Genomic DNA, 26,479 nt, shown 5'->3' with positions numbered 1-26,479 from the left:
GGCGTCCAGTCCGACGCCGGCGGGCAGCGTGACCGGATGGGCTCCCAGGACCTGGCCCTCCCGGATCCTCCAGTCGACGGGGTTCACACCCGCCGGGCGACCGCGCGGTTCGCCATCGACGCCTACGCACTGGCCTGCCGCGCCGACGATCCCGGCGCCACGGTGGACGAGGTCTTCCGGATGTTCGAGGCGGCCTGGGAAGCCACCACGCCCTGAGCCGGGGGCGACGGCCTGCTGCGGCTCAAACCTCACCGACACCATCCCCGGGCCGGGCAGTTGGCCGCCGCTCAGGGCAGTGTCCAGAACTGGGTCGTGATGAGGTAGAAGGCTGCGACCCAGAACGCGGTCACCGCGGCGACGATGCCGAGACCGATGCTGTTGGTCTTGGCCCGCGGTTCGCCCGGTGCGGGCCGGAGCCAGCGCTTGAGCAGCGGGTTCACGTAGTAGGGCATCGTCAGGAAGCTCATGATGAAGCTCGACAGGAAGTTGCCGACCAGCAGTCCGATCCAGAGTGGCATGTTCGCCGGCGACAGGGCGAGTGTCAGCAGCACGACGGTCGGGTAGAGGCCGACCCACACCGCGACGGCGGTTTTGGTTTCCGACGGCGGTGGCGCCTGTTTGCCGTTCTCCTCGAAGGCGAACCAGCTGCCGAACGAGTTGTCGATCGTCCGGATTTTGAAGTCGCTGAATTTCCTGCCCTCGGCGAGGATCTTCCGTCGCGTGCCCGACGTCAGCCAGGCGTCGAGGTGCTCCGCGCTGTCGAACCGGTACAGCGTGGTCCACTCGTCCTGGAGCCCCTCGATCGGGCGGAAGAGTTCGGTGCCGCGGAAGCCCTCGAATCGCTGTTCCTCCTGGCTCATGCGCTGCTGCCAGTCGAGGAACTCGTCGACGTGGTCGGGGTGGACGCGGTGGGCGACCACGACGGTCACGAGCGGATCCGGTGTCCGCGCGCCGCCTCTGACGACCTGCTGGGTTCCCGGACCGTCGAAGTACCTGCTGCCGGCGTCGAGCAGGTTCTGCCTGGTCTCGCTGTTGATCCAGGCCTGCAGGTGGGCTATCGAGTCGAACCGGTAGACGACGACCCACTCGGGCTGCCGGGACGTCGGCGGGGAGACCTCCACACCGAGGTGGCCGGCGTAGTCGGCGGCGGCGGCGTTGACGTCCTTCTGCCACGTCTCGTACGCGCGCTCCAGCCCCGGCCGGACTTTCAGACCGATGATGGCCGTTGCCGCAGCTTGCCCGTCCCGGGGCGTCACGGAGGTCATTTCGGTCCGGCCGCCGTCGACACCGGCCTGGCTTCGTTCAGCCGGCCGTAGATCCGTTCCGGGGTCAGCGGCAGCGCGCGGTAGCGGACGCCCGTGGCGTCGTGGAGCGCGTTCGCCAGGGCGGCGGACACCGGGTTGATGCAGCATTCCGCCATGCCCTTGGAGTGCATCGGCCCGACCGAGTCGGAGGACGGCACCAGGAGCACCTCGGTTCGGGGGATGTCGGCGTAGGTGGGGATGCGGTAGTTGCGCAGGTTCGGGTTCACCATGGCACCGTTCGCGTCGATCTGGTGGTTCTCGGTCAGCGCGAAGCCGATGCCCTGGGCGACGCCGCCGTCCACCTGTCCCCGGACCTGTTCGGGGTTGATGACGTGGCCGGCGTCGGTGGCCTGCACGCTGTAGAGGATGCGGATCTCGCCCGTCACCCGGTGGACGGCGATCCGGAATCCCTGCGTGTTGGAGGTGACGCTTCGTGGCGAGCCGTAGGCCTTGCGGGCGGCGGTGAAGCGGATTCCGCGCCCGCGGGCCAGGGCGACGAGGTCCGCCAGCGAAACGCTCTGCCCGCCGCAGACGACGCTGTCGTCGCTCATCGAGCACATCACGACGTGGACGCCGGTGTGGGCGGCGGCGAACTCCAGGATCCGGTCCCGCACCGCGTCGGCCGCGCGGAGGACGGCGTTGCCCGACACGAAGAGTCCCGCGCTCGCGAAGGCGCCGGTGTCGAATCCCGTGCGGTCGGTGTCGGACTGCACCAGGCGGATCCGCTCCGGCGTCGTGCCCAACTGGTTGGCCACGATCTGGACATGGGCGGTCGAGGTGCCCTCGCCGAACTCGACCGTCCCGACGGCCAGCTCGTACACCAGGTCGTCCCCGAGTGTGACCCAGGCCTCCGAGATGTGCTCGGTCGGGGGCGCGGTCTCGTGCAGGGAACTCGCCACGCCCTCCCCGACGAGCCAGTCGGGCCCCGGTGACGGCTCGTGAGCGGTTCGGGCCATCGCGGCGTCCACCAGGTCGATGCACTTGGCGAGTCCGTCCTCGGTGAACATCACGTCGTCAGGTCCGTCGTGCAGTGCCACGAGGGAATCGCCCGGCCGGACGATGTTGCGGCGCCGCAGTTCGAGCGGGTCGAGGTGCAGGACGCCGGCCAGTTCGTCCATCGCCGATTCCACGGCGAACGCCGGCTGGGTCATCCCGTATCCGCGCAGTGCCCCGCTGGGAACGGTGTTCGTGTAGACGGCGTAGGCGTCGTACTTCTTGTTGGGACAGCGGTAGATCATGACGGCCGCGCCGCCCGCGTACAGGGTTTCGCCGCCGTGGTTGCCGTAGGCGCCGGTGTTCGACACGTTGCGGACCTGGAAGGCCGTGAGCGTCCCGTCCGCCTTCGCGCCGAGCTTGACCGTCAGCGTCATCGGATGCCGGGGCGAGGCCGTGGTGAACTCCTCCTCGCGGGTGTACTCGAAGCAGACCGGCCGCCCGGTGTCCAGCGTGGCGAGCGCGACCAGGTCCTCGGAGATCACTTCCTGTTTGCCGCCGAAGCCGCCGCCGACCCGCTTGCAGAACACCCTCAGCTGGTCCGGCCGCAGGGCGAACAGGTAGGCGAGTTTGACCTTGGCGATGGAGGGCGACTGCGAACTGGTCCGCACGTTCAGGCGGCCGTCCTCCATCCAGGCGATCGAGCCGTGGGTCTCCAGGTGCGCGTGCTGCACACGCGGGGAGGAGTAGGTGCCCTCGTGGATCACGTCGGCGTCGGCGAATCCGGCATCGACGTCACCGATGTGCGAATGGATCTCCAGCAGGATGTTGCGGACCGGATCCCGGACGAAGGGGTCGGCCGTGCCGTGCAGTTGCGGCGCCCCCTCGGCCATCGCCTCCTCGGGGTCGAATACGGCCGGCAGGACGTCGTAGTCGACGACGACCCTGCGGCAGCCCTCCTCCGCCGCCCCGACGGTGTCGGCCACGACGGCTACGACGCGCTGGCCGACGAAGCGCACCGTGTCGTCGAGGATGAAGGTGTCGTCCGGATCGACGAGGTGGTCGGTGTGGATCGCCGTGGTGAAGCGCTTGCGCGGCACGTCCTCCCAGGTGTAGACCCGGCGCACGCCGGGGACCGCGAGTGCGGCGGTCTTGTCGATCGAGACGATCCGGGCGTGCGCGTGCGGCGAGTGCAGCACCTTGAGGTGCAGCATGCCCTCGACGTGGGTGTCCATGGTGAACTCGGCGCGGCCGGTCACCACCTCGTCGGCGGCCGGCGCGCCGATGCTCGTCCCCACGGCCTTGCCCGGGGCCGCCGTCTCCACGGCGGTGACACCCCGCACGGCGTCCTCGATCGCCCGGTAGCCGGTGCAGCGGCAGAGGTTGCCCTTCAACGCCCGCGGCAGGTCGTTCTTCTGAGCCTCGGTGAGCGCCGCCGACGTCATGATCATCCCGGCCGTGCAGAAACCGCACTGGAATCCCGGGGCGTCACGGAACTGCCGCTGCACCGGATGCAGGTCACCCGGTGATCCGAGCCCCTCGATCGTCGTCACCTCGTGACCGTCCGCACGGAACGCGGGGGTGATGCAGCTGTGCACCGGATCGCCGTCCAGCCACACCGTGCACGCGCCGCAATCGCCCGCGTCGCAGCCCTTCTTGACGCCGAAGTGACCGAGCGAGCGGAGGAAGGTGCGCAGGCACTGGCCGGGTTCCGGCTCTTCGTCGAAGCTCCTGCCGTTCACGATGAAGGTCATTCCGGGCCCCCAGCCACGAGCTCGTGACGAATTTCTTCGGTGAAGTGCTTGGTCAGGTGGCGGCGGTGGTCGGGGGTCCCGTTCGGATCGGCGAACCAGACGTCGGCAGGGATGACATCGATGCTGTGCTGAAGAGTCGGTGCGTCGGGCATGGTGTCGAAGGCGATCCGCACCGGCCGCGTGGTACCGGCGGTGACGGTGAGCAGCAGGTCGTTCGTCCCGGGCGTCTGGGTGCCGATGAGGAAGACCGTCGAACGGCCGAGGTGGGTCAGCGTGAAGCGGCGGTGCACGGCGCGTTTGCGCAGGGCGCCCGCCGGAATCGTGATGCGGCGCAGCAGTTCGCCGGGGGCGAGGATGTTGCGGTTGTTGCCGGTCACGAAGTCGAGGGCGTCGACGACGCGGGTCGACCCGTCGGGAGCCCACAGCTCGTACCCGGCCTCGAGGGCGACCGTCAGTGTGATCATCGGGCCAGCCGGCAGCGACAGGCAGATGTTGCCGCCGACGGTCGCCGAGTTCCACACCTTGAACGAGGACAGGAACGCCTCGCAGGCCGTGGCGAAGAGCGTGCCGGCGGTCCAGTCACGCGGCGGCTCGAAGGCGTACAGGTCGCGGATGGTGCAGGTCGCACCGATGTCCAGGCCGGTGGCACTCGGCACGAGCGGATCCCACCCCAAGGCCGTCAGGTCGATCAGACGGCGCAGGCTCGGCTGCTCGGCGGAGAACAGGAACGTGCCGCCCGCGAGCCAGGCATCGCCATCATGCCAAACCGGGCCGGGCCGGTCGGGCGGGCGCCGGACGACTTCGGTGATGGTGTTGAGGTCCATGGGAACCGTTCTCCCTCGCGAGGACCACCGTGCGACGGACCGCCCACCGAATCACCGTCGGGCCGCGGCGGTCGGGCCGCCGCAGGAGGAACATCGGCGGGCGCGGGGATTCCCATCCAGCGTATAGCCGGACGAGTCGGGCCCGCCAAGTCAGGACTCAGCGTGACGTCGAGCCGTCGGGTCCGTACGGTGGTCCCGGTCGCCCGAGCCGAGCGCGCGGCGGCCGACGTGCCGCGCCTGGCCCTCGAACGCCCGACCGGCTGGAGCGTGCCTCCGACCGCGGCCTGGGCGACCCGTACCGCGCCGCTCTCGGCGACGGCTTGGTCCACCTCACCCGGCCCGCCCACCCGGGCGTGCGCCGCCTGCTGTTACTTCTCATCCGAGTTGATGGATGCCCGTGTACTACCGGAGCTGCATCGTCAACCTCGCCCGTCGGGGACGGCGGCGAGGCGGCCGAGCATCGCCATCACGGTGATCCGCGCCTTCTTGTCGTTCGTCACCGCGCAGTGGGCGTCGACGCCTCGCTCGTCCGGTGCCTGATCCGGGTCGGTGAGGCCCACTCGGATCAGGTCGACGGTGTACTCGTGGTACCGGGAGTGGTCCGCTGCGGCGCTCACCGCTTCGACGTGGTCGATGCGGCCGGGATCAGCGGCGCGCAGCAGCGCCGGGGTGGGCAGCGGGCCCAGCACCTCCCCGATCCACTCCGAGACGGCCTCCCGGGGGCAGCCCGGTTCGAGCTCCGAAGCGGCCGCCGCCGTGAGTGCCAGGTGGATGAGGAGCGTCCCGAACCAGGCCGTGGCCTCGGCCGGAGGTGTATCGGTGCCTGCCGGCGGCATCACCGCCCGGTACAGCGCGGCCGGGTCATCGGCGTGCGCGGCGGCGACAACCGCCTTCACCGCGCGGCCGAGGGCAGCCTGATCAATGGTCATGTCGAGGTTCTCCCCACAGTTGGCAGCCCTCAACGTACCGCTCCGGCACGGTGAAGGACTGGCCGGAGTCGGATGTCGTCCAGGTGTATTGACCCGCAGGGTTGTTCACGCGGCTGATCGGGGGGTTGGCCTCCGAGTGCGGTGTGGCAGCGATGGTAGTTGCAGGCGTGGAGGAAGTCGGGGAGCGCTTCGGCTCGTTCCTGGTTGCTCGTGTAGGGCCACTGGTAGGCCCACTCGTCGAGCAGGGTGCGGTTGAAGCGCTCGACCTTGCCGTTGGTCTGCGGGCGGTAGGGGCGGGTGCGTTTGTGCGCGATGCCCGACGCCCGCAGGGTGTCGCGCCACAGAGATGCGTGAACCTGCTGGAGAACCTGGACCTGGTGACGGACCAGCAAGGACAGCCGGGTCCTGAACGCCCTCGGGCACCTGCTGCGGTTCCGCACCTCGCCGGACTACCTGCCGAGGCAGGGCCGGAACGACGAGGACCGGGATATCGGGGTGGTGGGCATCTCCTTCGCCACGCAGAACTGGCGGAAGATCGTGAGTGACCGCACCCGCCCGTCCGTCCACGTGCGCCGGCACTTCGAGGCGATACCGTTTTGGTCGCGGCCATCGATGAGTGGCTGTGACACCCTCAGCCCTCTCTGTCAGCCTTGAGTGAGACATCCCGCTTTGTCGGGTTAGCCTGAGAGGGCCCGAGTAGGAGTTCCACCCCTGATGACCAGCACCAATCCGTCCGCGTCTGACCTGGCCCCCAAGCCGAAGCGCCGCACGTTCAGCCCCGAGTACAAGCTGCGGATCGTGGCCGAGTACGACGCGGCGCCCGAGGGCGAGAAGGGTGCGGTCCTGCGCCGCGAGCGCCTGTACCACTCGCACGTCACCGAGTGGCGGGCCGCGCGCGATGCCGGGGCCCTGGAGAAGCTGGTCGATCACCGCACGACCCCGGTCCGCCCGAAGAAGTCCGCCGCCGAGGTCGAGAACGAGAAGCTGCGTCGCCAGGTGGAACGGCTGGAGAAGGAACTCGCCCGGAACAAGGCCGCGCTGGAGGTCCTGGGAAAAGCGTCGGCGCTCTTGGAAATGATCTCCGAGAGCGCGGACTGACGCACGCCGCCGACCCCGTCATGGACGAGGCGTTCACCGGCGTCGAGCAGGAGCTGGGCGTCACGGCCGCGTGCCGGCTGACCGGCCGCTCCAGAGCCACCCACTACCGCAGGCTGCAACCGTCGTCCGCTCGCGAGCCCAGAAGACCACGGCCGCAGCCGTCAGCTCTGAAACCCGAAGAGCGGGCAGCGGTCCTGGAGTTGATGAACAGCGCCGAGTACGCCGAGCTGCCTCCCGCGCAGATCTGGGCCCGCGAGCTGGACGCCGGACGCTACCACTGCTCGGTCTCCACGATGTACCGGATCCTGCGCGAGCGTGGGCAGTGCGGCGAGCGACGCCGCCAGGCCGCCCATCCGGCCAGGACGGTGCCCGAGCTGGTCGCCACCGCGCCCTCGCAGGTGTTCACCTGGGACATCACCAAGGCGGCCGGCCCCGGGAAGGGCATCTGGTACCACGCCTACGTCATCATCGACATCTTCAGCCGCTACATCGTCGGCCACATCGTCGAACTGGCCGAATCGGCCGAACGGGCCGAGGAGCTGATCCGCGAGGCCATCGAGCGCAACGGCATCGTGCCAGAGACCGTGCACGCCGACCGCGGCACCTCGATGACCTCCAAGAAGGTCTCCCAGCTGCTGATCGACCTCGGCGTCGCCCGAAGCCACTCGCGCCCCAAGGTCTCCAACGACAACCCCTACAGCGAGGCCCAGTTCAAGACCACCAAGTACATGGCCGACTTCCCGCAACGGTTCGGCTCCTTGGCCCACGCGCGAGAATGGTTCGACGCCTTCATCTCGTACTACAACCACGAGCACCGGCATTCGGGCATCGGCTTTCACACGCCTGCCAGCGTGCACTTCGGCACCGCCGAGGAGGTACGCGAGCAGCGGGCCGTCACCCTCGCCGAGGCATACGCCCGCCATCCCGAGCGCTTCGGCCGCCGTCCCCGACCGCCCGAGATACCGCAGACGGCCTGGATCAACGACCCGGCCAAGCGCAGGGAACCCGCACCACAAACCTCATAACGTAACGACCGTCTCACTGGACTTGAAATCTTCCGCAGTGAGAGACGCTCAGGCGCGATAGGTGAACCGGCCGAGGTAGTGCAGAGAGGTACCGTGCGGGTTGGTGACCACGTTGGGGGCGAAGACGCAGATCGCAGCGTCGGCCGGCTCGGTTGACTTTACTTGTGGCAGCCACTGATCAGCGTACGAGGCCTCTCGAAGGAGTACCTCCGGGACGACCGGAGCTCGGTGGCCGTCGTCTTGGGCGTGGATGACTTCGACGCACATCGGTTCGAGCTTGGCGATCCCGGCCTCTCCCATAAAAACGGATGGCTCCGCATCCCCGTTCTCCGACCATCCCTCATCGACGTAGTCGCGGATGTCCTCGAACGAGGAGAACCGGCCGCGCGAGAGGAAGATGTGCACCACGCTGGCTTCAGTCACCCGACGATTGTCGCCCAATCCTGAACCCGCCCGCGACCGCCACGAGACAGCGTTCACACATCGGACCGGCCATCAACGAGTTCACTGTGGTCACTTCTGAACACGCCCTGGCTGTCAGATCAGCTGTCAGCGCAAGTCGTAAGTAGTCGAGGACTGGCGATCCGGGAGTGGACAGTTGAGCGCCTGACGGCGGACGAGGACGGTACGTGTTCCGGCTCGCCGACCGGCGGCGACATCGCTTGGTGAGTCTCCGATCATCCAGGATCGGGTGAGATCGATTCCGAGATCGTGGGCAGCTTGATGGAGCATTCCCGGAGCCGGCTTCCGGCACTGACAGGCACTTCGGTACTCGCGAAGGGTGCTCGGCTGCACCGGAAGTGTCGTACCGGCCCTCCAGGACGGCGACCTGACCCTTACCGTTCCCCGCATCATCGCCGAATACCTGGACGAGCGGCACCCGCACCCACCGCTGAATCCGGCCTACCCCATCGCCCGCGCGCGCACGCGGTCCCTGGCCGACCGCATCGAGAGCATGTCCTACCCGCTGGCCTGGAGTATCGAAGGCAGGCAGCCGGACGCCGACACCTGCCGCAGGCAACTGCACCAGGAACTCCTGCGCCAGGGCCGACACAGGGAAGCCGCGTTCACGATCGGTCGGGAAATCCGACGATCGTTCCGTTCTTACTGGCCATCGTCGTTGAAGTAGCGCCAGAGCTGGTTGTCACCATCGTTGCAGTCACACTGGTTGGCTGGTGCACCGTTGTCAGTCCGCCAGCTGCCGATCTCCAGGCACAAACCGCTGTGGAGGTTCCAGATCACCTTCGCCGGTCGCCGAAGCGGGAGTCGATCCCATGGTGAACAGCACCCCGACTGCCACCGCCAGACTCCCGGCTGCTCTGATCAGGCGCGTTCGCAAGATGTCCCCATTCGCCGTCACGGCCAGCTCACAGGGTTCCGCCAGGGATCGCATCGATCCTCGGAGAGACGACATCTGCGCCCCCTGGCGGAATCCTGGGCCCGTCTCACGTCACCGTGAGCCGGCGAGCTGCCGAGGCGATCCCCCGTGACGGAAACGACCCTCCCCCGTACGGCAGCCCGCACCGTCTCGTGACGTACCGTCTCGTCTCGCCTCGCGAGAACATGCTGCCCGGACGAGACGATCACGTCAAGACGTTACGTGACGTCTCGTGGGATACTCCGGAACATGCCCCCAGCTCCGAATCCGGACCTCCGCAACCAGCGCTCCCACCGCGCCATCCTCGACGCCGCCCTCGAACTCGCCGTCCGCGACGGCTACGCCAAGGTCACCATCGAGGGCATCGCCCAAACCGCCGGAGTCGGGAAACCGACCATCTACCGCTGGTGGCCCAGCAAGGCCGCCGTCATCCTCGAAGCCCTCAACGACCGCACCGGACCCTTCTCCGGCGTCCCGGACACCGGCGACATCACCGCCGACATCACCACCGCCGCACAAGGAGTCATCCAGGCCCTCGGCACCGACCTCGGAACAATCTGGCGCGGCCTGGTCGCCGACGCCCAGAGCGACCCCCGACTCGCCGAAGACCTCCTCACCGGCTTCCTCGAACCCCGCAACAAGGCCTGGCAGGACCGCCTCGACCAGGCCGTCACAGCCGGCGAACTGCGCACCGACGTCCCCACCCGAACCATGGTCGAACTCCTCTTCGGCCCCGTCTACTACCGCCTCCTGCTCGGAACCGGCCCACTCGACCCGGACGACACCGCCGCCCGCATCGACTACCTCCTCAACGGCCTCAGACAGCGCTGACCACGGGAACAGGCGGGCGCAGCGAATCCTGCATCAACAGCGGCGCGCCTCGGCCCGACCACCTGCCGCGGATCTGCGTTTGCGCCCCTGAGCAGTACCGACACACCTCGCCGTCTGATCAGGATCCGAGAACTTGGTCGAGACCCGTCGGTGTAGACCACCTGGTGCCGCCGGCCATTGCCTGGCGATCCGTGGCCGACGAGTGGGACACCAGGACCCGCCATCGGGTTGGCCTTCCGTCAGCAGGAGGCCGGAACCGGCGCGGTGGCCGGGTCGACGCTTTCCTGCAGGACGTAGACGAGCAGGGTGCGACATGCGGCGAGGCGGTGAGGGGGATCCGGCCTCAGGGGCCGAAGGCCCGGGGTGCCCACTGGTCGAGGTAGTCGGCGATCGGCCGCAGCTCGGTGGTGAGGAGCCGCTGCTGCGCCGCCACCCACGGCTCGGCGAGGACGGTGGCGATCGCGCCGGGGAAGGTGGAGAAGCGTGCGCAGGCCAGGACGGAGGCGCGCAGTTGCGGGCCGGGCAGGTGCAGGAGCCCGGTCCGCAGGATGTTCTGGAGCCATGGCTGCTGCTCCGGCCGGTACGGCGGAAGGGTCCGGAAGCGGTGGGTGACGACGGCCCCGGGGATGCCGAGCGAGGGACGCCCCGCGCGCCACCACCGCAGTGCCAGCTCCACGTCCTCGAGCCCGAATCCGCTGAAGGCCGCGAAGCCTCCCTCCGTGAGGAAGCGGTCACGGACGACCGCCAGGCAGCCGCCCGGGAGGAGACCGACCTCGACGGGTCCGGGCCCGGCCACGGGGCGCCAGCGGTAGGTCAGCAGGGCGTCCACGACTTCGGCCCCGCAGCCCACGAACCGGCTGTCTGAGGCGTCCCGCACCGCGGGTCCGACCAGCGCGTCCGGCCTGCGGTCGAGCGCGGCCACGAGCGGTGTCAGCCAGCGGTCGTCCACCACGCAGTGGGCGTCGAGGAAGACGAGGACCGGTTGGTCCGCGGCCCGCGCGCCGTGGTTGCGGGCCGCGGCCACGCCGACATGGTCCCCGCGCAGGGTCCGCACCCACGGCGGCCAGTCCCGCTCGCAGCCGCCGTCCGTGCTGCCGTCGTCGACGAGGACGAGCTGCCGCGGCCGCACGCACGCGCTCGCCACCGACCGGATGGTCTCGGCGACCCGGTCACCCTCCTGGTAGGCGGAGACGACGACGGAAACGGGCACCGAGGAGCGCATGCCGGCGTCACCGCTCCGGCGGAACGGCGGGTTGCGGACCGGCGGGTTGCGGACCGGCGGGTTGCGGACTGGTGGAAGTGAGCTCCGGCGGCAGGCTGCCGGCCACCGAGGCGGGCGTCCGGGCCCGGCTCCAGAAGCTTCGGCACTCCGGCAGCAGACGGCCGTGCCGGGCGGTGTCCACCCAGGTGTACCGCTCCGGCTCCCGGGTCAGGGCGAAGCCGCGCAGCAGCGCGAACTCGCAGAACCTGCCGAACCCGGCGGCGTGCGCGTAGTCGCCGATCGACTGGCCGTGCGCGTCCCGGCAGTGGGCACGGAGCCCGGCATACACGTGCCGGGGGACGATCAGGGGCGGCGGCTCGGTCACGTCCGGGCGCACCGGTTCGCCGAAGAAGGCGGTCGGGCACCGTCGCCAGCCGTCCGACTCCGGCCGGGCCCCGCCTGAGTCGAAGGCCATCCGGGGCCGGCCGCGGTCGAACAGGCGAGCCGTCAGCTCGCACGGCGCCGTGAACACCTGGTCCGAGTCCAGGTGCAGGATCATGTCCGCGTCCGTGTAGCGGTCGGCGTTGAGCTTGGTGATCTGCTGGCCGAGGTAGTCGTCGGCGTAGTCGCGGCACGTGGCCAGACGGACGCCCGTCGACTCGATCGCCGACGGCTCCATGCGTTCGAGGCTCGACCGCGGCACGACCACGACGACCTGGCGGTGGCCCGACGCGAACCGGGCGATGGACCGCAGCGCCAGGGCCAGCCACTGCCGGTCCCGGTGGTAGGACCGGATGAAGACGTCGATGACCGGGGTCACTCGACGGGCTCGTCTCCGATGTCGATCGCGGGCCCCGGAGTGCCCGTGATGCCGCCGGGCGGCAACGTCATCAGGAGTTCGTCGAACCCGGGGAACACCTCGGCCCACCGCGTGTCGCCGGCCCAGTGCGGCGCGATCCCCGCCGCGAGTGCGAGGTGGAACCCCGTGAGCCGGGAGATCCGGACCCGGTCGAGGTTGAGGGCCAACGCGTCGCCGAGACGGGCGGCGTCCAGGCCGAGTTCCTTCAGCACCGCGGGCGGGCTCGCCGAGTACGCCGTGAACTCGGTCCCGTCCGTCAGGATCCGGGCCTGCCGGGGCACGAAGCCGACGTCGGCGAGCTCGCCGGAGACGACCGCCGACTGCTCGTTGACGAACAGGGACACCCAGTCCACGCCCGCACTCGCCAGGTCCTCGAAGAGGAACTTCGTCATCGCCGCCGCCAGCCCCACGTTGGTGGCGTCCCGCACGGAGAGGAACGCCGGGGTGAGCAGCGACTGCCCGTTGTCGCTGACCACCGCCACCGCCATGCCGCGCAGGGTCCTCGCACCGATGCCGGACGGCGGCCACGGACGCTCTTCGAAGGCCACGGCGGTCCTGGTGCGGGCTCTCGCCGCGAGCGGGACCAGGACCTCGTCGAGCAGGTGCCCGAGGCCGAGCTGTCTGAGGAACTGGGCCAGCTCCGGCCGGTACTCGCCGAGGAGATCGGTGGTGATCCGCAGTTCCAGACGGTCGTTCAGCTCGTCGTGAAGGTTGTTCATCGCTTCTCCTCGCTGGTGCCGTTGTCGTCCACGTCGTAGAGCCACGCCACCGCCGAGTACCGCACACCGGCACGCACCGGGCGCACCTCGTGCAGCAGATCGGAGCGGAAGGTGACGATGGAGCCGGCTTCCAGCCGGATGTTCTCGGGCGCCAGGGTGCCGTCGGGCCGCGGAAGGTAGAGGACCAGCGCTCCCCCGTCGAAGGACGGAAGGCCGTCGTGCGGTGTCGCGTCGTTCAGCAGGCAGACGATCGACAGCCGTCGATGGCGGACGACGGCCGGATCCAGCGGGTCGTCGGAACTGTCCCGGTGGGCGCGGAAGAGTCCGCGCTCGGCGTAGCTGCAGAACTTCGGCCCGTCCAGTGCGGCCCGTCGCCATCCCTCGTCCTCGATCGCCTTCCGTGCGACCTCCCGCATCGCCGTGACAACGGGCTTCGCCCGCTCGGGCGCCAGCAGGTGCTCCGAGCAGCTGCGCATGCCCAGGTCGACGACGTCGTTACTGCGGCGCAGCACCGGGCCGGTGATGGCGGCGGAGCGGGCCATGGCCTCGACGGCGGCGCGGCAGTCCTGCGGTGACAGCGCGTTGCGCCAGATTCTCGGCTGCGCCTCGTTACGCTCCTCACGGCTGGGAGTTCCGGTCCGCATCCTTCTCCCGCTCTCGGTTGGTCGTGCGACGGCAACGGGGAACCCGCCGACAAGTTAACCGATGGTGACGACACTCTCGCGGAAGGTGATCGCTCGGGAGTGTGCCGTGTCTCCGTCAGCGGCTCACGCAGCACCCCGGCGCCCCGTGAGGGCTCCGGGACGAACAGGATTCAGCTGACGTGACCGCTCACCGTGCCTCCTGTGGCAGGCTCCACCGCCACCATCATCTGTCAGGGTTCAGGTCCCACACGGCGTTGACGATGGTGCTTCCGGCCGGCTGACCCTGCTGCCCGGGCAGGGGCCTCGCGAGCGAGGCCGGGGCCGGTAGTCGCGAATCCCGGATCGCACGGGTTCATCGGACGCTCGGACTGCCCGTCATCGAACGATCGTTCGGCAGCGGTGTCCCGAGCTGGTGGTGTGGACGCGGGCGGCCATGACGTCGTGTTCGGCGCGGGTCACCCAGTACAGCCACAGCTGTGGGTCGGCATCGGCCGGCAGTTCGGCGTCGGCCTGGTCGACCTGGTCGACCTGGTCAAGGGTGGTGGCAATCGCGCCCATGGCGCCGCGCCGGGCGCCGGCGAGGGCGTGGATCCAGGCGGAGCGGGCGAGGTCAGGGATCGGGCGCGCAGCGAGCCGGCGGCAGCGGCCTGCTGCTCGGCGGCGCCCATGAACTGCAGGGTGCAGGGCAGGCGGCCACGATTGGAGTCCCAGTTACGCCCACGAGCCGAGGAGGTGGGCGGCGAGTGCGCCGTCACCGGCCTGGCGGGCAGCGGCCACGCCTGCGACAGGCTCCGCCTCGAACCGTCCAACGCCTTCGACCTGCTCGCCGCCATCCGGGAACGGCAGAGCCGGATCGACGAAGCGATCGCTCTGCGCCGCCGAGATCGCCTGGCTCAGGCAGTCCTCCATAGGGGTGACGCCGGCCTCCGGGTAGCCCCTCTTCCGGCCACGTGCCCCCGAGCACCGGTCTGGCGCGTTCGGCGGTCCCGCCGTCCCCCCATGTCAGAGCGGCCGACAGGTGGCCTTCGGTCGACGTGCCAGCCACCCCGTCCCGGAGCCTCTCGGAGCACACCAGAACAACGCACCCCAGGCCTTGCAGAAATTCCGGATGAAAATGACCTGGAACACGTTGGGTCGAGGCGTGTTCGGTTGACCCTCATGAAAACGGTCTGAATACTGATCGGGCACGACGCAACAGAAACTCGCTGCGCAGTGGAATCCGATTCGTAATTTCAACCGACTGGGGAGGATTCATGTTCTCGAACGCGAAGAAGGTCGTGGGCTCGATGGCCGTGGCCTTCGCCGCGGCGGCCACGCTCACTGTGGCCGTGCCGTCCGGCAATGCCTTCGCCATCGACCACATCCCGTGTGACGGGAGCCGCAATGACTTCCTGAAGATCTGGTCGCACCTCGACGGCCGTGACAGCGTCGACTGCTACGCGAACGGCGGGTCGATCGGCTTCGGCGGGTGGTGGGTCGACCGGATCTCCACGGGGAACAACGACCTGGTCTACTCCGACGACAACGGTGACTCGGTGAGGATCAACCGCTGGACCGATATCTCGTTCCCGAACCACCCTCCGAAGGTCAACTCCATCCGGATCCTCTGAAGAACCGACGGAGTGGGCCCCGCACGGAATTCTGCCGGCCGCATCACCACAATCCCATCACTTGGGTCGCCGTCGAATTATTCTGTGACGTGAATTCGCTCCGGCCCGGTTCACCGGTGCCGGCCACGCCCCCGGGCATGGCCGGCACCGGCCTGTGGTGCCGCGGCCTGCCACACCTGGTGCCGGCCGCCTCCGGAGAGGTGTCCGGATCTCCAGGCCGCCCAGCACCTACGGCGGGTCAGGACTCGGTGCACGGTCGCCGGGTTGAGCCGCAGCAGGTAGGCGATGCGGGCCGGCCCCAGTGGCGGAGCACGCGGACGTGGGCGACAACTGTGGGCTCAGGCCGGCCGGTACGCGTTCAGCACGTAGCCCGGTGCAGACCTTCAATCGGCCACCGCGGACCGTCGTCCGGGTCACCTTGCCACGCCCACTGGGAGTCGGGAGTGACGGTGACGCCATAGTCGTACCGGTCCGGCCGACCGAGGTCCTCCCACTGCGTCCAGGCGGCCAGTACCTCGTCGCCGATCCGGCGCGGCCCGCCCTGCAGGAGCAACGACGGCTTACCCGGGCCCCGTGCGACGAACGTCGCCCACGACCGGTCGCCGTCGTGGATCCAGGCGTTGACGCCGTCGGCGTCCCGGCCGGTGAGCAGTACCGCGTCCGGGACGGCCACCCGCAGGGCGAAGCGCAGGTCCCAGTCCTCCAGCAGCGGGTCCAGATCGTGGTCGACTGCTTGTCGAGCCTGCGGCTCGGCGTCTCCGCGCACCGCGGCGTACGCGGCGCCGCCGGTGCCGGCCTGGGCCGGAGCGCGGCGGTCGCCCATGAACTGGGCCAGGCCCTGCACCCATCCCCGGGCACTGCGCCCGTCTTCGGCGACGGTGAGGGCGACATGCCCGAGCCTCCCCCAGGGGAAGACGATCCGCCCGCCGGGCCGTACCGCCTCCACCCAGGACCACGGCACGGCATCGACGGCGTAGGTGGCGTGGATCCGGTCGACCCGGCTGCCGTCGGGCGGCCCGTCGGCGGTGCCGTCGGTCACGGTGACGACGGTGTCCAGACCTGCGGCCGCGAGCCGGGCGCGCGCGAACGCGGCCAGGTCTCCGTCCACTTCGGTGCTCACGACCCGACCGGGCCCGGCTCGCCAGGAGGCCAGCGCCGCGCTCCAGCCCTGACCGGTCCCGATGTCCCACACCCGGTGTCCCGGTTCCAGCCGAAGGCTGTCCAGCATGTCCGCCACGACGGCGGGCGCGGACAGCGACGAGGACGGCCGGCCGCCGTCGAGCTGGGTGACGGCCGCCGTGTGGATCCCGCAGTAGAGCTCATCCGCCCACAGGTCCGGGTGCACCGCGCGGTCGAGGGGTACGTAGGCGCGGCCGTCCCACCGCCAGAGCCGGTCCGGCGCGAAGAGGTCCCGGGGCAGCGCGGCGAAGGCCTCCCGTAGCCACGGCGAGCCGCCCGGCCATGCTCCGTGCCGCTCCATGTCCGCGTCCAGGCGCCTACGGCTCCCGGCCAAGTCCCCGTCAGCGGGCACTACTTGCGGTGCTTTCCGTCGGACGGCGGCAGGGGCGGGACCTGCCCGTCCGCGTTGTCGGGCGGGGGCGTTCCCTCCCCGGGGTCCGGCGCCGGCTTCTCGTGCTCACCCATCGGGCTCCCCCTTCGGTCGTGTGCAACGGACGCCAATCCTCGTGCAGACGCGTGCCGCATGGTAGACGGCGTGCGGGAGCACCAGGGCGCGCGCCGACGTGAACGTGCTCCGGTCTGGCGGCCGTGCTGGACGGGGGTCGGCCCTCAGCTGCTGTGCCGGACGTAGGCGTGCCCTCGGCGGCGGAGCTACCTCCTTCAGGACGAACCGCCCCGAGACCCGTTGGTCAGGACTCCGGTCGAGTCGGGGCGAAGTACTGGTCGAGCATCTCCGTGGTCCACTCGGGCTGGTGCACTTCACCGCGGGGACCGAGCGCACAAGCCCGCGGTCAGCGCCACGCGCTCCGGAGGGCCGGGCTGCGACTGAGCACGCTCGCGCAGGACCGCGGCCGGGCCGGTCTTCCGTACACCCACTGCCGGCGGCCACAGCGGGAGTCGGCCGGCCTTGCTCCGAGACCGTGACCCGCACTCCAGGGGAGCCAGGGCTCAGCGGCTGCCCGGTTTCGTCACGGAGGCGTCTCGTCCGCCGTCGGTCAGCTCCGCCCACCGCTCGTACTCCTGGCGGACATACGGCCGCGCGGACGTTTCCCAAACGGGCACGCCGGGCCCTGCCGGGCCCAGGACGAACCGGCCGTCGGCCAGGTCGAAAGCGAGCAGCTCGAACGCGGTGCGAGCGGCTTCGGCGACGTCGCGCTCGTCACCGCTGCGCAGCGCCAGGCGGTCGGCGAGCGCGGCCCGGCGCAGCCGGAACTCCCGTTCCAGGGACGCGCGCGGGTACTCGCCGTCCTGCCTGAGCGCGGTCTGCAGCCGGGTCACCGCGCTGTTCTCGGCAGCCGGTCCCAGGGCGGCGGCGTACGCGCTCTCCGGCGCGGGAGCGTCGAAGCTCTCGCCCGTGTTGGGTTGGTGGCCGGTCACGTGTGACAGCTCCCCGGGTCGTGGGTGACGAAGTACATTGCGGTCCGCTCGACTTGGGCACTGGGGGACGGTCCGGCGGTGTTTCGTCGGGGCGCCAGGTTACCTTCTGCAGCCGTTCGGTGACGGCATGTCTACTGGCCAGTAGGGGTGGGGGGAGCGGGCGACCCGTCGTGCCCGGCGCGGGCACGGCAGCCTCCGGCCGGAAGCAGACGCTCCGATCGACCGGACCACCGTCCCGGGCCACAGCAGCCCGGACACGAAAACCACTGGTCATACAAAGAACCTTGCGGGATGCTGCCGGGCATGATCGACCGCGAGTACGCCAGGTGTACGGCTCAGGACGACCTGGACCGCAGGTACTCGGGATGGTTGGTGGTGTCCGGAGTGGAGGAGCACGAGTTGGTCTGGATCGTCTACTACCAGACCGAGGAGTACCTCCGGACCCGTGACCCGGGACAGCTTCTGGCCGGCAACGGCCCCTACCTGGTCGACCGAATCGACGGAGGCCTCCACCAGATCGGCCCGGTCTCCCACTCCACCGGCGACTGGGAGGCCGACTACCGCCGGCGCATCCGCAAGGAGCCCACCCGCACGGCCGTCGACGATCTGCACGACGAACTCCGCCGGGCAACGACTGACCAAGGCCGGATCAGAGCCATGCACCTGCTACGGCAACGCGTCCCGAGCCTGACGCATACCGAGGTCATCGAGTACGTGACGGCCCTTCAAGCCGGCCCCGCACCCCAACGCCTCGTCGCTGCCGCAACCAAGACCCTTGTTCCGCCGCTTGACCCCGTCCTCTCCGTGGAGACGATCCGCCCCGGACGGAACCCCGAAAGCTGACCCCACACGGCCGGCCGGTCGTCCGGACAATCGTCGCCCGTCGCCTTGAACGCCACGTCCGGGCACCGCAGCAGCCCGGTGGTCACCTCGATGGCCACCTTCTCGACCCGGGTCAGTTCCTCCACCACCCGGACTCCAGAAGGCGATCCGCGCGGTGTACGCCGGGATCCTGGACGCCGGGCCTCCAGGCTGGGCCGGACCACATGGCACGCAACCGCCGAACGGGCCGGTCAGGCCACCCGCCGCAGATACGCGCTGATCTCGGACGGGCAACCCGCCAGGCGAGTCCGACCAGCGGCTCCAGGAAGCCCGACCACGGCACGTCGACGCCCTCCGGCGCGGTCACGGACAACCGGCGCCCGGCTGCGGCGGTGCGCAGGGTGCTGCGGCGGACAGGCGGGTGGTGGGCCGCGTGGCGGGGGACAGGGTGATGGGTGAGGGCCCGTGGCGGCGATGGGGGGCGGCTACTGCGTGTCGGCGTCGATCACGGTCCATGCCTTGGCCGAGGTGTCGTCCAGCCGCAGGTCGAAGGTGAAAGCGATCGGCCTGCGCTTGTGCGCGTCACCGCGCAGTACCTGTTCGGTGCGGCGGTCGACTTCGTAGTAGACGCCCTGCGCGTCGACCGCCACACGGAAGACGACCGGGTCGCGTGAGACCAGCGAACGCACCGTGACCGCCGTGACGGTGGCCTCGCGCAGGACGGTCCGACGGGCCGTGCGGACGGGGGTGAAGTCGAGGCTGCCGTCGTTCATGACCCACTCCTCGAGGAACCGCTCGACGGCGACCTCCAGAACCGCTCTGTCGAACCGGCCGTCGAGGACGCTCAGATCGCCGGCGGCATTGTCGGCGTCCGTGCTCCACGAGATGTTGGTGAGGGAGAGGATGTCGCTCGCCCCGGTGACCGTGCTCTTCTGCGCGACCTCGAGCACCGCGTCCCGGGCGACCTCCTTCTGGTCCCAGCCGTCGGTCTCGATGACGCTGCTCAGGTGGTGCGCTCCCTCGGCGGCCTGTTCGATCGAGGACACGATCCACTCGCCGGCCGCACTCTTGCGGAGCGTCCAGTACTCGACCGGGCGCGTCGAGCCGTCCTTGCGCACGGCCTGCCGACCGTCGCCACGGCGTACGTAGTCGCGGAGCGTCGCGGTGATCCGGAAGGTGACGGTGTCGTTCACCTCACCCGCCCGGTTGGCGACGTCGACCAGCTCGACCACCGGACCGTCGACGATCTCCACGACGTTGACCTCGCCACGCGACTCGTAGTCGCGCAGTTCCTCGGCCCACTTGCCGTACAGGACCGGGGACAGGATCCGCTGCAGCGTCGCGTGATCGTGTCCGGTCCACGCCTGCTGGGCCGTCCCGTACAGCCACACCGCGCGGTGCTCGAGCGCCGCGCGGTCGAAGGTCGCATCGGTGTCGGCGATGGCATCGACCCGGGCCGAGACCCGGGCGGAGCGCTCGCGCGCCTGCGCGTCCGCACGGTGCGCCGTACGGTCCGAGACCGTGTTCAGGCCGCCGGCCAACACCGCCTTGCGGCGCCGGGACCTGAGCCACAGGATCAGCAGGACCACGGCCACGATCACCAGGACGGCGACGAGCCCACCGCTGCCGGCTCCGAAACCGGTCCCGAAGCCGACTCCGGAGCCACCACCGGACCCGTGGAAGCCGCCGCCACCGCCGTGGCTGCCACCGCCACCGCCGCCACCGAAGCCGTGGCCGCCGCCCCCACCACGGGCATAGGCGACCGTCGGGCTGCTCAGCGCGACGGCTCCCGCGACCACACATATCCACCGGCGGATGCGCACGGGCCTTCCCTCCAAAACCACAGACCTTCCAGGCGAACAAGCGTACAAGCCGGGGGTGTACCGGAAACATCGAGACCCACAGGCCGCCCGGCAGAGGGCAACGGCGGGCCCGCCAGGGCAGGGATCCCGGTCCCGCACGGCGTCCGGGCACCCGCGCCCGCCCACGACGCCGGCCGGCGGCGACCGGGCCGAGCCCGCGCGCAGCGGGCAGCGGGCAGCGGGCAGCGCGCAGCGCGCAGCGCGCAGCAACCACCACGGCTGCCAGTCGGCCTGCCCGGCCTGGCTACGCCGTGCCGGCGCCGGAGGGGTCGGCCGCGGGCGGGCCGGGCGCAACGGTCCGGCGGAGCGGTCACGGATCTGTGTGTCCCTGGTGCCGCCGGCTCCCCTCGCGGCACGGGGGACATGGACGAGCGCAGCCTGCCGGATCTCCGGCCCTCACGCTCCGGCTACCCCGCTCAGGCCGCCGCGCTCTCCGCCGCGATCATCGCGATCAGTCCGGAGCGCCCGTGTTCCGCCAGGTGCCGACGCTGGCGTTCGGCGCCGTTTCCTTCGTCCAGGAGGCGGTCGACCAGCGGGACCACCGCACGGGTGTCACCCAGTTCGTCCATGACCGGACCGAGCGCGGCCAGCATGGAGCCGATGAGCTCGCCGGCCGGCCGGGACAGTCCCGTCGCCGGATCGTGCAGGGTGCCGTCCATTCCGTACCGGGCGGCGTGCCACCCCGCGCCGTCCAGGCTCTCCGGCGTCCGCTCCGGCTCGGGACGTCCGGCGGCCGCTTCCCGCATCGCCGTGACGACCAGCGCGCGCACCAGCCCGGCCAGCATCACCGCCTCGTCGGCGCGCAGCTGGACGTCCATCGCGCGCAGCTCGACGGTCGGGAACTTCGCCGAGAGTCGGGCCTGCCAGTACAGCTGTCCCCGGTCGCGGATCAGCCGGGCTTCCAGCAGGTGGTCGATGCGGCGCTCGTAGTCCTCCGCGTCCGTGAAGTACGGCGGGATCCCGCTGATCGGCCAGCGGCTGAAGACCACCGTGCGCCAACTCGCGTAGCCGGTGTCGGAGCCGTACCACAGTGGCGAGTTGGCCGACAGCGCGGTCAGTACCGGCAGCCAGGGCCGGAGGCGGTTCAGCACCTCGACACCCGTCTGCGGGTCGGGCACGGCCACGTGCACGTGCATGCCGTTGATAAGCGCCTCGTCGGCCAGCCGCGACATGTTCCGCCTGATGGAGCGGTAACGCGGGGCATCGACGATCGCCGGGGGCGTGGAGGGGGCGTACGGGGCGGTGCCGCACGCGGCGAGCCGGCAGTCGGCCGCCTCGGCGGCGGCCGCGAGCGCGTGCCGCAGGCGCAGCAGATGGCCGCCGACCTCGGCGAGGTCCCGGCAGACCGGGGTGGCCACCTCCACCTGCGCCTGGAGCAGCTCGTTCTGCAGCTCGCTGGGGTGCACGGCGGGGTGCAGCCCGGCCGCCTCCTGCACCGCGTCGACGTGCGGCAGCGGCAGACCGCTGTCCGGGTCGAGCAGCAGGTACTCCTCCTCGACGCCGACGGTCGGACGGCCGCCCGCATCCAGGGTGAGCCGGCCGTCACCGCCTGTCGTGTCGGTGCCAGTGCCCATAACTGCGGGTTACCCGCCCATCTGACGGCCAACCGGCACAGGCAACAGCCCCGCCGCCCGGCCGGGGCTTCGAGGGACGAGGGGGCGTTCCGTGGGCCCCGGCCGGTGGGGAGGCAGACCGCGTCGGGTCAGGGTCGCGGCTGCTCTGCAGCAGCCCGTCAGACGGGAGTGGCGGGGCTGCCGTGACCGGAATGCCAGACCTGCACGTCCCTGGCGAACAGGGCTTTGACCTGCAATCTTTCGACCGTGAACATGCCATACGCGGAGGGCTGGGCCCGGGCGCCCGGCGGTCTGCGCGCCCCAGAGGATCTATGCGGCCCAGGCACGCTCCAGCAGGGCGCCGAAGGTGGCGGGCTCTCGCCCGATCAGTTCGGCCAGCGTCGGGTCGACGGCGGTGAACTCGCCGTTGCGCGCCGCTGCGAAGATGCTCACCATCAGGTCGGCGATCGGGGCGGGGGCGCCGTGCGCCAGCGCCTGCTCGCGGAAGGCGTCGTCGGGGACGACGGTGCGGGTGAAGGGCCGTCCGGTGGCCCGGGACGCGATCTCGGCGACGGTGCCGAAGTCGAGCGCCGCCGCGCCGGTGAGCGGCGGGGTGGGCCCCTCGAAGCGGCCCTCCTCCGCGGTGAGGATCGCCGCGGTGGCCTCGGCGAGGTCGTCGTGGCCGGTCCAGGCCACGGGGCCGTCGGCGGGAAGCGCGATGTCGCCGCTGTGGCGGGCGGACTCCAGGAACAGCAACGCGCTGGCCGCGTAGAAGCCGTTGCGCAGCGCGGTCCAGGGCAGGCCGGTGGCGCGCAGCAGGTCCTCCGTCCGGGCGTGGTCGCGGCATGCCTGGAAGCGGGAGTCGTGGGCGGCGCCCGTCTGGCTGGTGTAGAGGATGCGGCCGACGCCGGCCTTCACCGCGGCGTCGATGGCTGTGCGGTGGCCGGTGACGCACTCCTCGCCGATGCGGTCGAGGGAGACGAGGAGCACCTGTTCCGCCCCCTCGAAGGCATGCACGAGCGAGGCGGGGTCGTCGAAGCTGCCCTGCCGGACACGAACGCCGCGGTCGGCGAGGTCCTGGGCCTTGCGGGGGTCGCGGACGCTGACGCCGACACGCTCGGCGGGGACGCGCTCCAGGAGGCGTTCGACGGTGCGGCGGCCGAGCTTTCCGGTGGCTCCGGTCACGATGATCATTGGGTTCTCCCCACGCTTGTTTCCAGTGGAATCGCCTTGACGGTAACACTGGAATATCGATGGAACCAAGTCTTCGGTACCATCGATTCATGGTTACCCGCGACACCACCGACAGCCCCCGCCGCCGCATCGTCGAGGCGGCCGTCGAGCTGCTGGAGAACGGCGGACCGGACGCGGTCAGCACCCGCGCAGTCGCCGCCGCCGCCGGAATGCAGCCACCGGCGATCTACCGCCTCTTCGGCGACAAGGAGGGGCTCCTCGAGGCGGTCGCCGAGCACGGCTACGCACAGTTCCTGGAGAGCAAGCGCGCGCAGCTCGACCCCGATCCGCAGGACGCGGTGCAGGACCTGCGCCGCGGCTGGGACGTGGTGGTGGAGTTCGGGATCTCCCGCCCCGAGCTGTTCGCGGTGATGAACAGGGCCACCAGCCGGGGGGCGGACATGGCACACCGCGCGGGCCTGGAAATCCTCCACGGCCGGGTGCGCCGACTGGCGGCCGGAGGGTGGCTGCGGGTCGACGAGGAGCTGGCCGCCCAGATCATCCAGGCCACCGGTCGAGGCGCGGTCACCACCTGGCACTCCACCCCCGCAGAACGCCGCAATCCGGCGCTGCTGACCACCCTCCGCGAGGCCATGGTCGCCGCCATCACCCGCGCCGAACCGACGGTCCCCGCCGCGGAGGCCGGCCCCGCCGCCGCAGCCCGCGCGCTGCGCGCAGCCCTCCCCGACGATGCCGACGTCCTGAGCGACGCCGAGCAGCACCTGCTGCGCGAGTGGCTCACCCGGCTGGCAGCGGACAGGGGCGCTCCGCGTGCCTGATCTCGCGTCAGGAGCCCTCGTGCTGGTCAGACCTCCCGAGGAGAGACCGCGCGACGGCGGGTCCGCATCGAGGGACAGGGGTCGGGCGGGGCCGGGGCCCGGCGGTCAGGCACGGCCCGGATCGGTCCAGACCCGCAGCGGGCCGACCGCCTCGAAGCCGTGCCGCACGGCGGCCACCAGATCGTCGTCGCCCTCGTAGCCGACCAGGGGCAGGACGGGGAACAACCGGTGGACCGCCTCCAGCACGACCGGCCAGGCCGCGTCGACGCCCCCGTCCAGGGCGAAGACATTGGAGATCCCCACCACCCGGTCGCTGCGACTCGCCACCGCACCGGCCACCACCCGGCCGTCGCCAGACCGTCCGGCGATCACGAAGGTGGCCGGGTCGTCGAGCAGTTCGGGCCGGAAGAGGTGCGCGTCGCCGGCTCCGTCGTCCCAGGCGAGCGCCCAGGCACGCAGGGCGTCGGCGCTGTCGACCAAGTCCCAGGCGAGGTCCGACGCGGTGGCGGGCGCGCCCGCCGGGCGGTGCACCCACTGCGCGTCGAACAGCACCCGGAAGCCGGCCCCGGTCAGATCGAGGTCGGCGAAGCTGTCCTTGACCGACGCCCCGGGGGCCGCGGTGTCGATCCGGGCGACCAGCTCGGCCGCGTCCGCCCCGGGCAGCAGCGTCACCGCGTCGGGGTAGTAGAGGGGTGTGCGGCTCGCGGCGGCCCACGCCTCTTCCTCGAAGGCGCCCGCCGAGCCGTGCGATCGGCTCATCACCGCACACCATTCGGCGTTGTTGCGGGCGGCCGCCCGGACCAGGGAGTGGTTCGACATCGTCACAAGTGTGGATCATGCCCCGACCGCACCCGGTCGGGCGACCCACTTTCGGTAAGGGCGTCGATCAGGCGCAGGACGGTGCTCCGGTTGGCTGGGACCCCGAGCGCGGAGCTCAGGCGGGCACCGGCGCGGGCCGCCGGGGCGAGACCGACTGAGGCCACCGTCGAGCGCAGCCGCTCGGTCCGTTGACTGTGGCGACGGGTCAGGCCGACTTCCTGCTCGACGAGGGGAATTGACGGGTGGGGGCCCTGCCGGCCGGCAGGGCCGCTGGCACGGCGGGCTGTGAGGGGCGGTGAGCATCCTCCTTCGGCGCGCTAGCGTCTGACCAGCAGCCCGCGTTCGAGGGCCACGACTACCGCGTGTGTGCGGTCGCTGACATCGAGCTTGGCGAAGATCCGTAGGAGATGGGTCTTCACCGTGGCTTCCGCGATGACCAGCCGCCGGCCGATCTCCACGTTGGACAGACCGTCGGCGACGGCGCTCAGCACATCGACCTCACGCGTGGTCAGAGCCACCGGGCGGGCCGCCGCATCCGGGCGACGAGCCGTTCCGCGACCCGCGGCGCCAGGACCGTCTCGCCCCGGGACGCGGAGCGGATGGCATCGACCAGCTGGTCGCGCGTGGTGTCCTTGAGCAAGTACCCGATCGCGCCGGCCTCGACCACACGCTCGATCTCTGCATCGGTGTCATACGTGGTCAGGATCAGCACCTGGGTCCGCGACCGGCCGGCGACGATCTCGGCGGTGGCACTCGCCCCGTCGAGGACGGGCATGCGCAGATCGATCAGCGCCACTCGCGCTCACGCTTGAGGTAGAAGAGCGTGTAGTCGACGCCCACCGCCAGGCCGATGAGAACGATCATGTTGGGTCCGGCCCGCTTGGTGGCCGGGCCACCCCTCAGGGCGTGGTGGCTTCCCAGGCCGCCTCGATCATCCGGAAGACTTCGTCCACCGTGGCGCCGGGATCGTCCGCGTGGCAGGCCAGTGCGTAGGCGTCGATGGCGAACCGCGCGGTCGCCCGGCAGGCCGTCGCGCTCCGGGACAGGTGGGGATCGGCGGCCAGGGCCGCGGCCAGGGCCTGCGCGTGACGCAGGCTCATCGACTCCTCGTACTCGCGCAGGGCGGGTGATCCGTCGATCATGCGCCGGACGGGGGCGCTGCCCTCCGCCGTGCAGTGCCGCACCAGGGCCTGGACCTCACGGTGCAGTGCCGGGATGAGCGGCTCGTGCGGTTGCCGGTCGGTGACCGCCCGCGTGAGGCGCTGCTCGAAGTCCTGGTCGCGCTCGAACACCAGGGCCTCTTTCGAGGCGAAGTGGGCGAAGACCGTGGTGACGGCCACGTCGGCCTCGGCCGCCACGTCACGGATGCCCACGGCCTCGTACCCGCGCTCCAGGAAGAGCCGAAGCGCGGTGTCGGCGATCTTCTGACGGGTCGCGGCCTTCTTGCGTTCCCGGCGTCCGGGCGGCTCGGTCATGCCCTGACACTACCAGGTACAAAACCCTAACCATTGCGAAACACTAACCGTTAGGGTTACGGTCGGCGGCATGAGGAAAGTGAGCTTCGCCGAGTTCGGCGGTCCCGAGGTCCTGCAACTGGTGGAAGCCGAGGAGCCCCACGCGGGCCCCGGCCGGATACGCATCGCCGTACGGGCGGCGGGTGTGAACCCCGTCGACTGGAGGATCCGGGAGGGCCAGGTCCTGGGAGCCCATCCGGTCACGCTGCCCGCCGGCGTCGGACTGGACGCC

General features: G+C 70.7%; 28 protein-coding genes and 6 pseudogenes. 9 read left to right on the top strand and 25 right to left on the bottom strand.

Annotation, left to right across the window (positions count from 1 at the left end):
• Positions 1-99 (bottom strand): annotated as a pseudogene (locus ABTY56_RS36790) (NADP-dependent oxidoreductase); the annotation flags it as partial.
• Here ABTY56_RS36790 and ABTY56_RS36785 point away from each other — a divergent pair.
• Positions 94-216, top strand: a pseudogene (locus ABTY56_RS36785) (TetR/AcrR family transcriptional regulator); the annotation flags it as partial. The pseudogenes ABTY56_RS36790 and ABTY56_RS36785 sit on opposite strands and share 6 nt — an antisense overlap.
• Positions 217-287: 71 nt before the next feature.
• Here ABTY56_RS36785 and ABTY56_RS36780 read toward each other — a convergent pair.
• From ABTY56_RS36780 to ABTY56_RS36760, 5 genes and pseudogenes are all read right to left on the bottom strand, one after another.
• A complete protein-coding gene (locus ABTY56_RS36780) occupies positions 288-1,265 on the bottom strand; it encodes an antibiotic biosynthesis monooxygenase (RefSeq protein ID WP_350634023.1) in 978 nt (325 codons plus the stop codon).
• Complete coding sequence (locus ABTY56_RS36775) at positions 1,262-3,991, bottom strand: molybdopterin-dependent oxidoreductase (RefSeq protein ID WP_350634021.1); 2,730 nt, start codon at positions 3,989-3,991, stop codon at positions 1,262-1,264. Before ABTY56_RS36775 ends, ABTY56_RS36780 begins: the two co-directional genes overlap by 4 nt.
• Positions 3,988-4,815 carry an FAD binding domain-containing protein gene (locus ABTY56_RS36770; protein WP_350634019.1) on the bottom strand — a complete coding sequence of 276 codons (828 nt, stop codon included), beginning with the start codon at positions 4,813-4,815 and terminating at the stop codon, positions 3,988-3,990. Before ABTY56_RS36770 ends, ABTY56_RS36775 begins: the two co-directional genes overlap by 4 nt.
• A 419-nt stretch (positions 4,816-5,234) precedes the next feature.
• A complete protein-coding gene (locus ABTY56_RS36765; protein WP_350634017.1) occupies positions 5,235-5,744 on the bottom strand; it encodes a hypothetical protein in 510 nt (169 codons plus the stop codon).
• 82 nt (positions 5,745-5,826) lie between these two features.
• Positions 5,827-6,085, bottom strand: a pseudogene (locus tag ABTY56_RS36760) (integrase core domain-containing protein); the annotation flags it as partial.
• A 373-nt stretch (positions 6,086-6,458) separates the two neighbouring features.
• On the opposite strand from ABTY56_RS36760, the gene ABTY56_RS36755 reads away from it, so the two are divergent.
• On the top strand, positions 6,459-6,842 hold the full coding sequence (locus tag ABTY56_RS36755; protein WP_350634015.1) for a hypothetical protein: 384 nt from the start codon (positions 6,459-6,461) through the stop codon (positions 6,840-6,842).
• A gap of 20 nt (positions 6,843-6,862) precedes the next feature.
• Positions 6,863-7,867 (top strand): IS3 family transposase, encoded by a 1,005-nt coding sequence (locus tag ABTY56_RS36750; RefSeq protein WP_350634013.1) that lies wholly within the window; start codon positions 6,863-6,865, stop codon positions 7,865-7,867.
• Positions 7,868-7,915: 48 nt separating this feature from the next.
• Here ABTY56_RS36750 and ABTY56_RS36745 read toward each other — a convergent pair whose 3' ends face one another.
• Together ABTY56_RS36745 and ABTY56_RS36740 are read right to left on the bottom strand one after the other, a co-directional pair.
• Positions 7,916-8,290, bottom strand: coding sequence for a hypothetical protein (locus tag ABTY56_RS36745; RefSeq protein WP_350634011.1), 375 nt, complete (start codon positions 8,288-8,290; stop codon positions 7,916-7,918).
• A 126-nt stretch (positions 8,291-8,416) separates the two neighbouring features.
• Entirely contained in the window at positions 8,417-8,719 is a 303-nt protein-coding gene (locus ABTY56_RS36740; protein WP_350634025.1) for an HAD hydrolase-like protein, read from the bottom strand.
• Between ABTY56_RS36740 and ABTY56_RS36735 the strand changes: the two genes are divergently transcribed.
• Positions 8,649-8,996: a hypothetical protein gene (locus tag ABTY56_RS36735; RefSeq protein WP_350634027.1), complete on the top strand. Its 348-nt coding sequence runs from the start codon at positions 8,649-8,651 to the stop codon at positions 8,994-8,996. The two genes, ABTY56_RS36740 and ABTY56_RS36735, sit on opposite strands and share 71 nt — an antisense overlap.
• Here the strand turns inward: ABTY56_RS36735 and ABTY56_RS36730 are convergent.
• Entirely contained in the window at positions 8,972-9,109 is a 138-nt protein-coding gene (locus ABTY56_RS36730) for an RICIN domain-containing protein (RefSeq protein ID WP_350634009.1), read from the bottom strand. The genes ABTY56_RS36735 and ABTY56_RS36730 overlap by 25 nt on opposite strands.
• A gap of 385 nt (positions 9,110-9,494) precedes the next feature.
• On the opposite strand from ABTY56_RS36730, the gene ABTY56_RS36725 reads away from it, so the two are divergent.
• Positions 9,495-10,076 carry a TetR/AcrR family transcriptional regulator gene (locus tag ABTY56_RS36725; protein ID WP_350634007.1) on the top strand — a complete coding sequence of 194 codons (582 nt, stop codon included), beginning with the start codon at positions 9,495-9,497 and terminating at the stop codon, positions 10,074-10,076.
• Positions 10,077-10,419: 343 nt separating this feature from the next.
• Here ABTY56_RS36725 and ABTY56_RS36720 read toward each other — a convergent pair whose 3' ends face one another.
• The 6 genes from ABTY56_RS36720 to ABTY56_RS36695 form a co-directional block, all read right to left on the bottom strand.
• Complete coding sequence (locus ABTY56_RS36720) at positions 10,420-11,286, bottom strand: glycosyltransferase family 2 protein (protein WP_350634005.1); 867 nt, start codon at positions 11,284-11,286, stop codon at positions 10,420-10,422.
• A gap of 19 nt (positions 11,287-11,305) precedes the next feature.
• Positions 11,306-12,097, bottom strand: coding sequence for a hypothetical protein (locus ABTY56_RS36715; RefSeq protein WP_350634003.1), 792 nt, complete (start codon positions 12,095-12,097; stop codon positions 11,306-11,308).
• The gene (locus tag ABTY56_RS36710; protein ID WP_350634001.1) at positions 12,094-12,855 is read right to left on the bottom strand and encodes a hypothetical protein; all 762 of its coding nucleotides are present in this window, start codon (positions 12,853-12,855) and stop codon (positions 12,094-12,096) included. Before ABTY56_RS36710 ends, ABTY56_RS36715 begins: the two co-directional genes overlap by 4 nt.
• Positions 12,852-13,499 (bottom strand): 2OG-Fe(II) oxygenase, encoded by a 648-nt coding sequence (locus tag ABTY56_RS36705; protein ID WP_350633999.1) that lies wholly within the window; start codon positions 13,497-13,499, stop codon positions 12,852-12,854. The genes ABTY56_RS36710 and ABTY56_RS36705 overlap by 4 nt, the downstream gene beginning before the upstream one ends.
• Positions 13,500-13,874: 375 nt before the next feature.
• The gene (locus ABTY56_RS36700; protein ID WP_350633997.1) at positions 13,875-14,057 is read right to left on the bottom strand and encodes a hypothetical protein; all 183 of its coding nucleotides are present in this window, start codon (positions 14,055-14,057) and stop codon (positions 13,875-13,877) included.
• 153 nt (positions 14,058-14,210) lie between these two features.
• Positions 14,211-14,408 (bottom strand): hypothetical protein, encoded by a 198-nt coding sequence (locus ABTY56_RS36695; RefSeq protein ID WP_350633995.1) that lies wholly within the window; start codon positions 14,406-14,408, stop codon positions 14,211-14,213.
• Positions 14,409-14,752: 344 nt separating this feature from the next.
• Between ABTY56_RS36695 and ABTY56_RS36690 the strand changes: the two genes are divergently transcribed.
• Positions 14,753-15,109 (top strand): beta/gamma crystallin domain-containing protein, encoded by a 357-nt coding sequence (locus ABTY56_RS36690; RefSeq protein WP_350633993.1) that lies wholly within the window; start codon positions 14,753-14,755, stop codon positions 15,107-15,109.
• 233 nt (positions 15,110-15,342) lie between these two features.
• Here the strand turns inward: ABTY56_RS36690 and ABTY56_RS38945 are convergent.
• The 3 genes and pseudogenes from ABTY56_RS38945 to ABTY56_RS36680 form a co-directional block, all read right to left on the bottom strand.
• Positions 15,343-15,467, bottom strand: a pseudogene (locus ABTY56_RS38945) (IS481 family transposase); the annotation flags it as partial.
• Positions 15,468-16,589 carry a methyltransferase domain-containing protein gene (locus ABTY56_RS36685; protein ID WP_350633991.1) on the bottom strand — a complete coding sequence of 374 codons (1,122 nt, stop codon included), beginning with the start codon at positions 16,587-16,589 and terminating at the stop codon, positions 15,468-15,470.
• Between the two features lie 647 nt (positions 16,590-17,236).
• Entirely contained in the window at positions 17,237-17,665 is a 429-nt protein-coding gene (locus ABTY56_RS36680) for a hypothetical protein (protein ID WP_350633989.1), read from the bottom strand.
• Positions 17,666-17,968: 303 nt separating this feature from the next.
• On the opposite strand from ABTY56_RS36680, the gene ABTY56_RS36675 reads away from it, so the two are divergent.
• The gene (locus tag ABTY56_RS36675; protein ID WP_350633987.1) at positions 17,969-18,508 is read left to right on the top strand and encodes a YrhB domain-containing protein; all 540 of its coding nucleotides are present in this window, start codon (positions 17,969-17,971) and stop codon (positions 18,506-18,508) included.
• On the opposite strand, the gene ABTY56_RS36670 is transcribed toward ABTY56_RS36675, so the two are convergent.
• The 4 genes from ABTY56_RS36670 to ABTY56_RS36655 all read right to left on the bottom strand — a co-directional run bounded on the left by ABTY56_RS36670 (position 18,391) and on the right by ABTY56_RS36655 (position 23,096).
• Positions 18,391-18,711 carry a DUF6192 family protein gene (locus ABTY56_RS36670; protein WP_350633985.1) on the bottom strand — a complete coding sequence of 107 codons (321 nt, stop codon included), beginning with the start codon at positions 18,709-18,711 and terminating at the stop codon, positions 18,391-18,393. The two genes, ABTY56_RS36675 and ABTY56_RS36670, sit on opposite strands and share 118 nt — an antisense overlap.
• A 261-nt stretch (positions 18,712-18,972) precedes the next feature.
• Positions 18,973-20,310, bottom strand: coding sequence for a Tim44 domain-containing protein (locus ABTY56_RS36665; RefSeq protein WP_350633983.1), 1,338 nt, complete (start codon positions 20,308-20,310; stop codon positions 18,973-18,975).
• A 455-nt stretch (positions 20,311-20,765) separates the two neighbouring features.
• Positions 20,766-21,923 (bottom strand): carboxylate-amine ligase, encoded by a 1,158-nt coding sequence (locus ABTY56_RS36660; protein ID WP_350633981.1) that lies wholly within the window; start codon positions 21,921-21,923, stop codon positions 20,766-20,768.
• 309 nt (positions 21,924-22,232) lie between these two features.
• Entirely contained in the window at positions 22,233-23,096 is an 864-nt protein-coding gene (locus tag ABTY56_RS36655; RefSeq protein ID WP_350633979.1) for an SDR family oxidoreductase, read from the bottom strand.
• 89 nt (positions 23,097-23,185) lie between these two features.
• On the opposite strand from ABTY56_RS36655, the gene ABTY56_RS36650 reads away from it, so the two are divergent.
• Positions 23,186-23,914, top strand: a complete 729-nt coding sequence (locus ABTY56_RS36650; protein WP_350633977.1) for a TetR/AcrR family transcriptional regulator — start codon at positions 23,186-23,188, stop codon at positions 23,912-23,914.
• Positions 23,915-24,019: 105 nt separating this feature from the next.
• Here the strand turns inward: ABTY56_RS36650 and ABTY56_RS36645 are convergent, their stop codons facing one another.
• The 3 genes and pseudogenes from ABTY56_RS36645 to ABTY56_RS36635 form a co-directional block, all read right to left on the bottom strand.
• On the bottom strand, positions 24,020-24,733 hold the full coding sequence (locus tag ABTY56_RS36645) for a hypothetical protein (RefSeq protein WP_350633975.1): 714 nt from the start codon (positions 24,731-24,733) through the stop codon (positions 24,020-24,022).
• Between the two features lie 317 nt (positions 24,734-25,050).
• Positions 25,051-25,529, bottom strand: a pseudogene (locus tag ABTY56_RS36640) (LuxR C-terminal-related transcriptional regulator); the annotation flags it as partial.
• Positions 25,530-25,632: 103 nt separating this feature from the next.
• Entirely contained in the window at positions 25,633-26,208 is a 576-nt protein-coding gene (locus tag ABTY56_RS36635) for a TetR/AcrR family transcriptional regulator (RefSeq protein WP_350633973.1), read from the bottom strand.
• A gap of 70 nt (positions 26,209-26,278) precedes the next feature.
• Here ABTY56_RS36635 and ABTY56_RS36630 point away from each other — a divergent pair.
• A pseudogene (locus ABTY56_RS36630) lies at positions 26,279-26,479 on the top strand (NADP-dependent oxidoreductase); the annotation flags it as partial.

The sequence above is a fragment of the Kitasatospora sp. NPDC097691 genome (genome assembly GCF_040302665.1).
Taxonomy (GTDB): domain Bacteria; phylum Actinomycetota; class Actinomycetes; order Streptomycetales; family Streptomycetaceae; genus Kitasatospora.
The sequence above is the reverse complement of the archived record's forward strand: the minus strand, read 5'-3'. Positions and strand labels throughout refer to the sequence as shown.

Excerpts from the sequence above, each read along its gene's own strand:
- ABTY56_RS36780 (WP_350634023.1), bottom strand. The coding sequence starts at position 1,265 with ATGACCTCCGTGACGCCCCGGGACGGGCAAGCTGCGGCAACGGCCATC.
- ABTY56_RS36775 (WP_350634021.1), bottom strand. The coding sequence starts at position 3,991 with ATGACCTTCATCGTGAACGGCAGGAGCTTCGACGAAGAGCCGGAACCC.
- ABTY56_RS36770 (WP_350634019.1), bottom strand. The coding sequence starts at position 4,815 with ATGGACCTCAACACCATCACCGAAGTCGTCCGGCGCCCGCCCGACCGG.
- ABTY56_RS36765 (WP_350634017.1), bottom strand. The coding sequence starts at position 5,744 with ATGACCATTGATCAGGCTGCCCTCGGCCGCGCGGTGAAGGCGGTTGTC.
- ABTY56_RS36755 (WP_350634015.1), top strand. The coding sequence starts at position 6,459 with ATGACCAGCACCAATCCGTCCGCGTCTGACCTGGCCCCCAAGCCGAAG.
- ABTY56_RS36750 (WP_350634013.1), top strand. The coding sequence starts at position 6,863 with ATGGACGAGGCGTTCACCGGCGTCGAGCAGGAGCTGGGCGTCACGGCC.
- ABTY56_RS36740 (WP_350634025.1), bottom strand. The coding sequence starts at position 8,719 with ATGCGGGGAACGGTAAGGGTCAGGTCGCCGTCCTGGAGGGCCGGTACG.
- ABTY56_RS36725 (WP_350634007.1), top strand. The coding sequence starts at position 9,495 with ATGCCCCCAGCTCCGAATCCGGACCTCCGCAACCAGCGCTCCCACCGC.
- ABTY56_RS36710 (WP_350634001.1), bottom strand. The coding sequence starts at position 12,855 with ATGAACAACCTTCACGACGAGCTGAACGACCGTCTGGAACTGCGGATC.
- ABTY56_RS36705 (WP_350633999.1), bottom strand. The coding sequence starts at position 13,499 with ATGCGGACCGGAACTCCCAGCCGTGAGGAGCGTAACGAGGCGCAGCCG.
- ABTY56_RS36700 (WP_350633997.1), bottom strand. The coding sequence starts at position 14,057 with ATGGGCGCGATTGCCACCACCCTTGACCAGGTCGACCAGGTCGACCAG.
- ABTY56_RS36695 (WP_350633995.1), bottom strand. The coding sequence starts at position 14,408 with ATGGAGGACTGCCTGAGCCAGGCGATCTCGGCGGCGCAGAGCGATCGC.
- ABTY56_RS36690 (WP_350633993.1), top strand. The coding sequence starts at position 14,753 with ATGTTCTCGAACGCGAAGAAGGTCGTGGGCTCGATGGCCGTGGCCTTC.
- ABTY56_RS36685 (WP_350633991.1), bottom strand. The coding sequence starts at position 16,589 with ATGGAGCGGCACGGAGCATGGCCGGGCGGCTCGCCGTGGCTACGGGAG.
- ABTY56_RS36675 (WP_350633987.1), top strand. The coding sequence starts at position 17,969 with ATGATCGACCGCGAGTACGCCAGGTGTACGGCTCAGGACGACCTGGAC.
- ABTY56_RS36660 (WP_350633981.1), bottom strand. The coding sequence starts at position 21,923 with ATGGGCACTGGCACCGACACGACAGGCGGTGACGGCCGGCTCACCCTG.
- ABTY56_RS36655 (WP_350633979.1), bottom strand. The coding sequence starts at position 23,096 with ATGATCATCGTGACCGGAGCCACCGGAAAGCTCGGCCGCCGCACCGTC.
- ABTY56_RS36650 (WP_350633977.1), top strand. The coding sequence starts at position 23,186 with ATGGTTACCCGCGACACCACCGACAGCCCCCGCCGCCGCATCGTCGAG.
- ABTY56_RS36645 (WP_350633975.1), bottom strand. The coding sequence starts at position 24,733 with ATGTCGAACCACTCCCTGGTCCGGGCGGCCGCCCGCAACAACGCCGAA.
- ABTY56_RS36635 (WP_350633973.1), bottom strand. The coding sequence starts at position 26,208 with ATGACCGAGCCGCCCGGACGCCGGGAACGCAAGAAGGCCGCGACCCGT.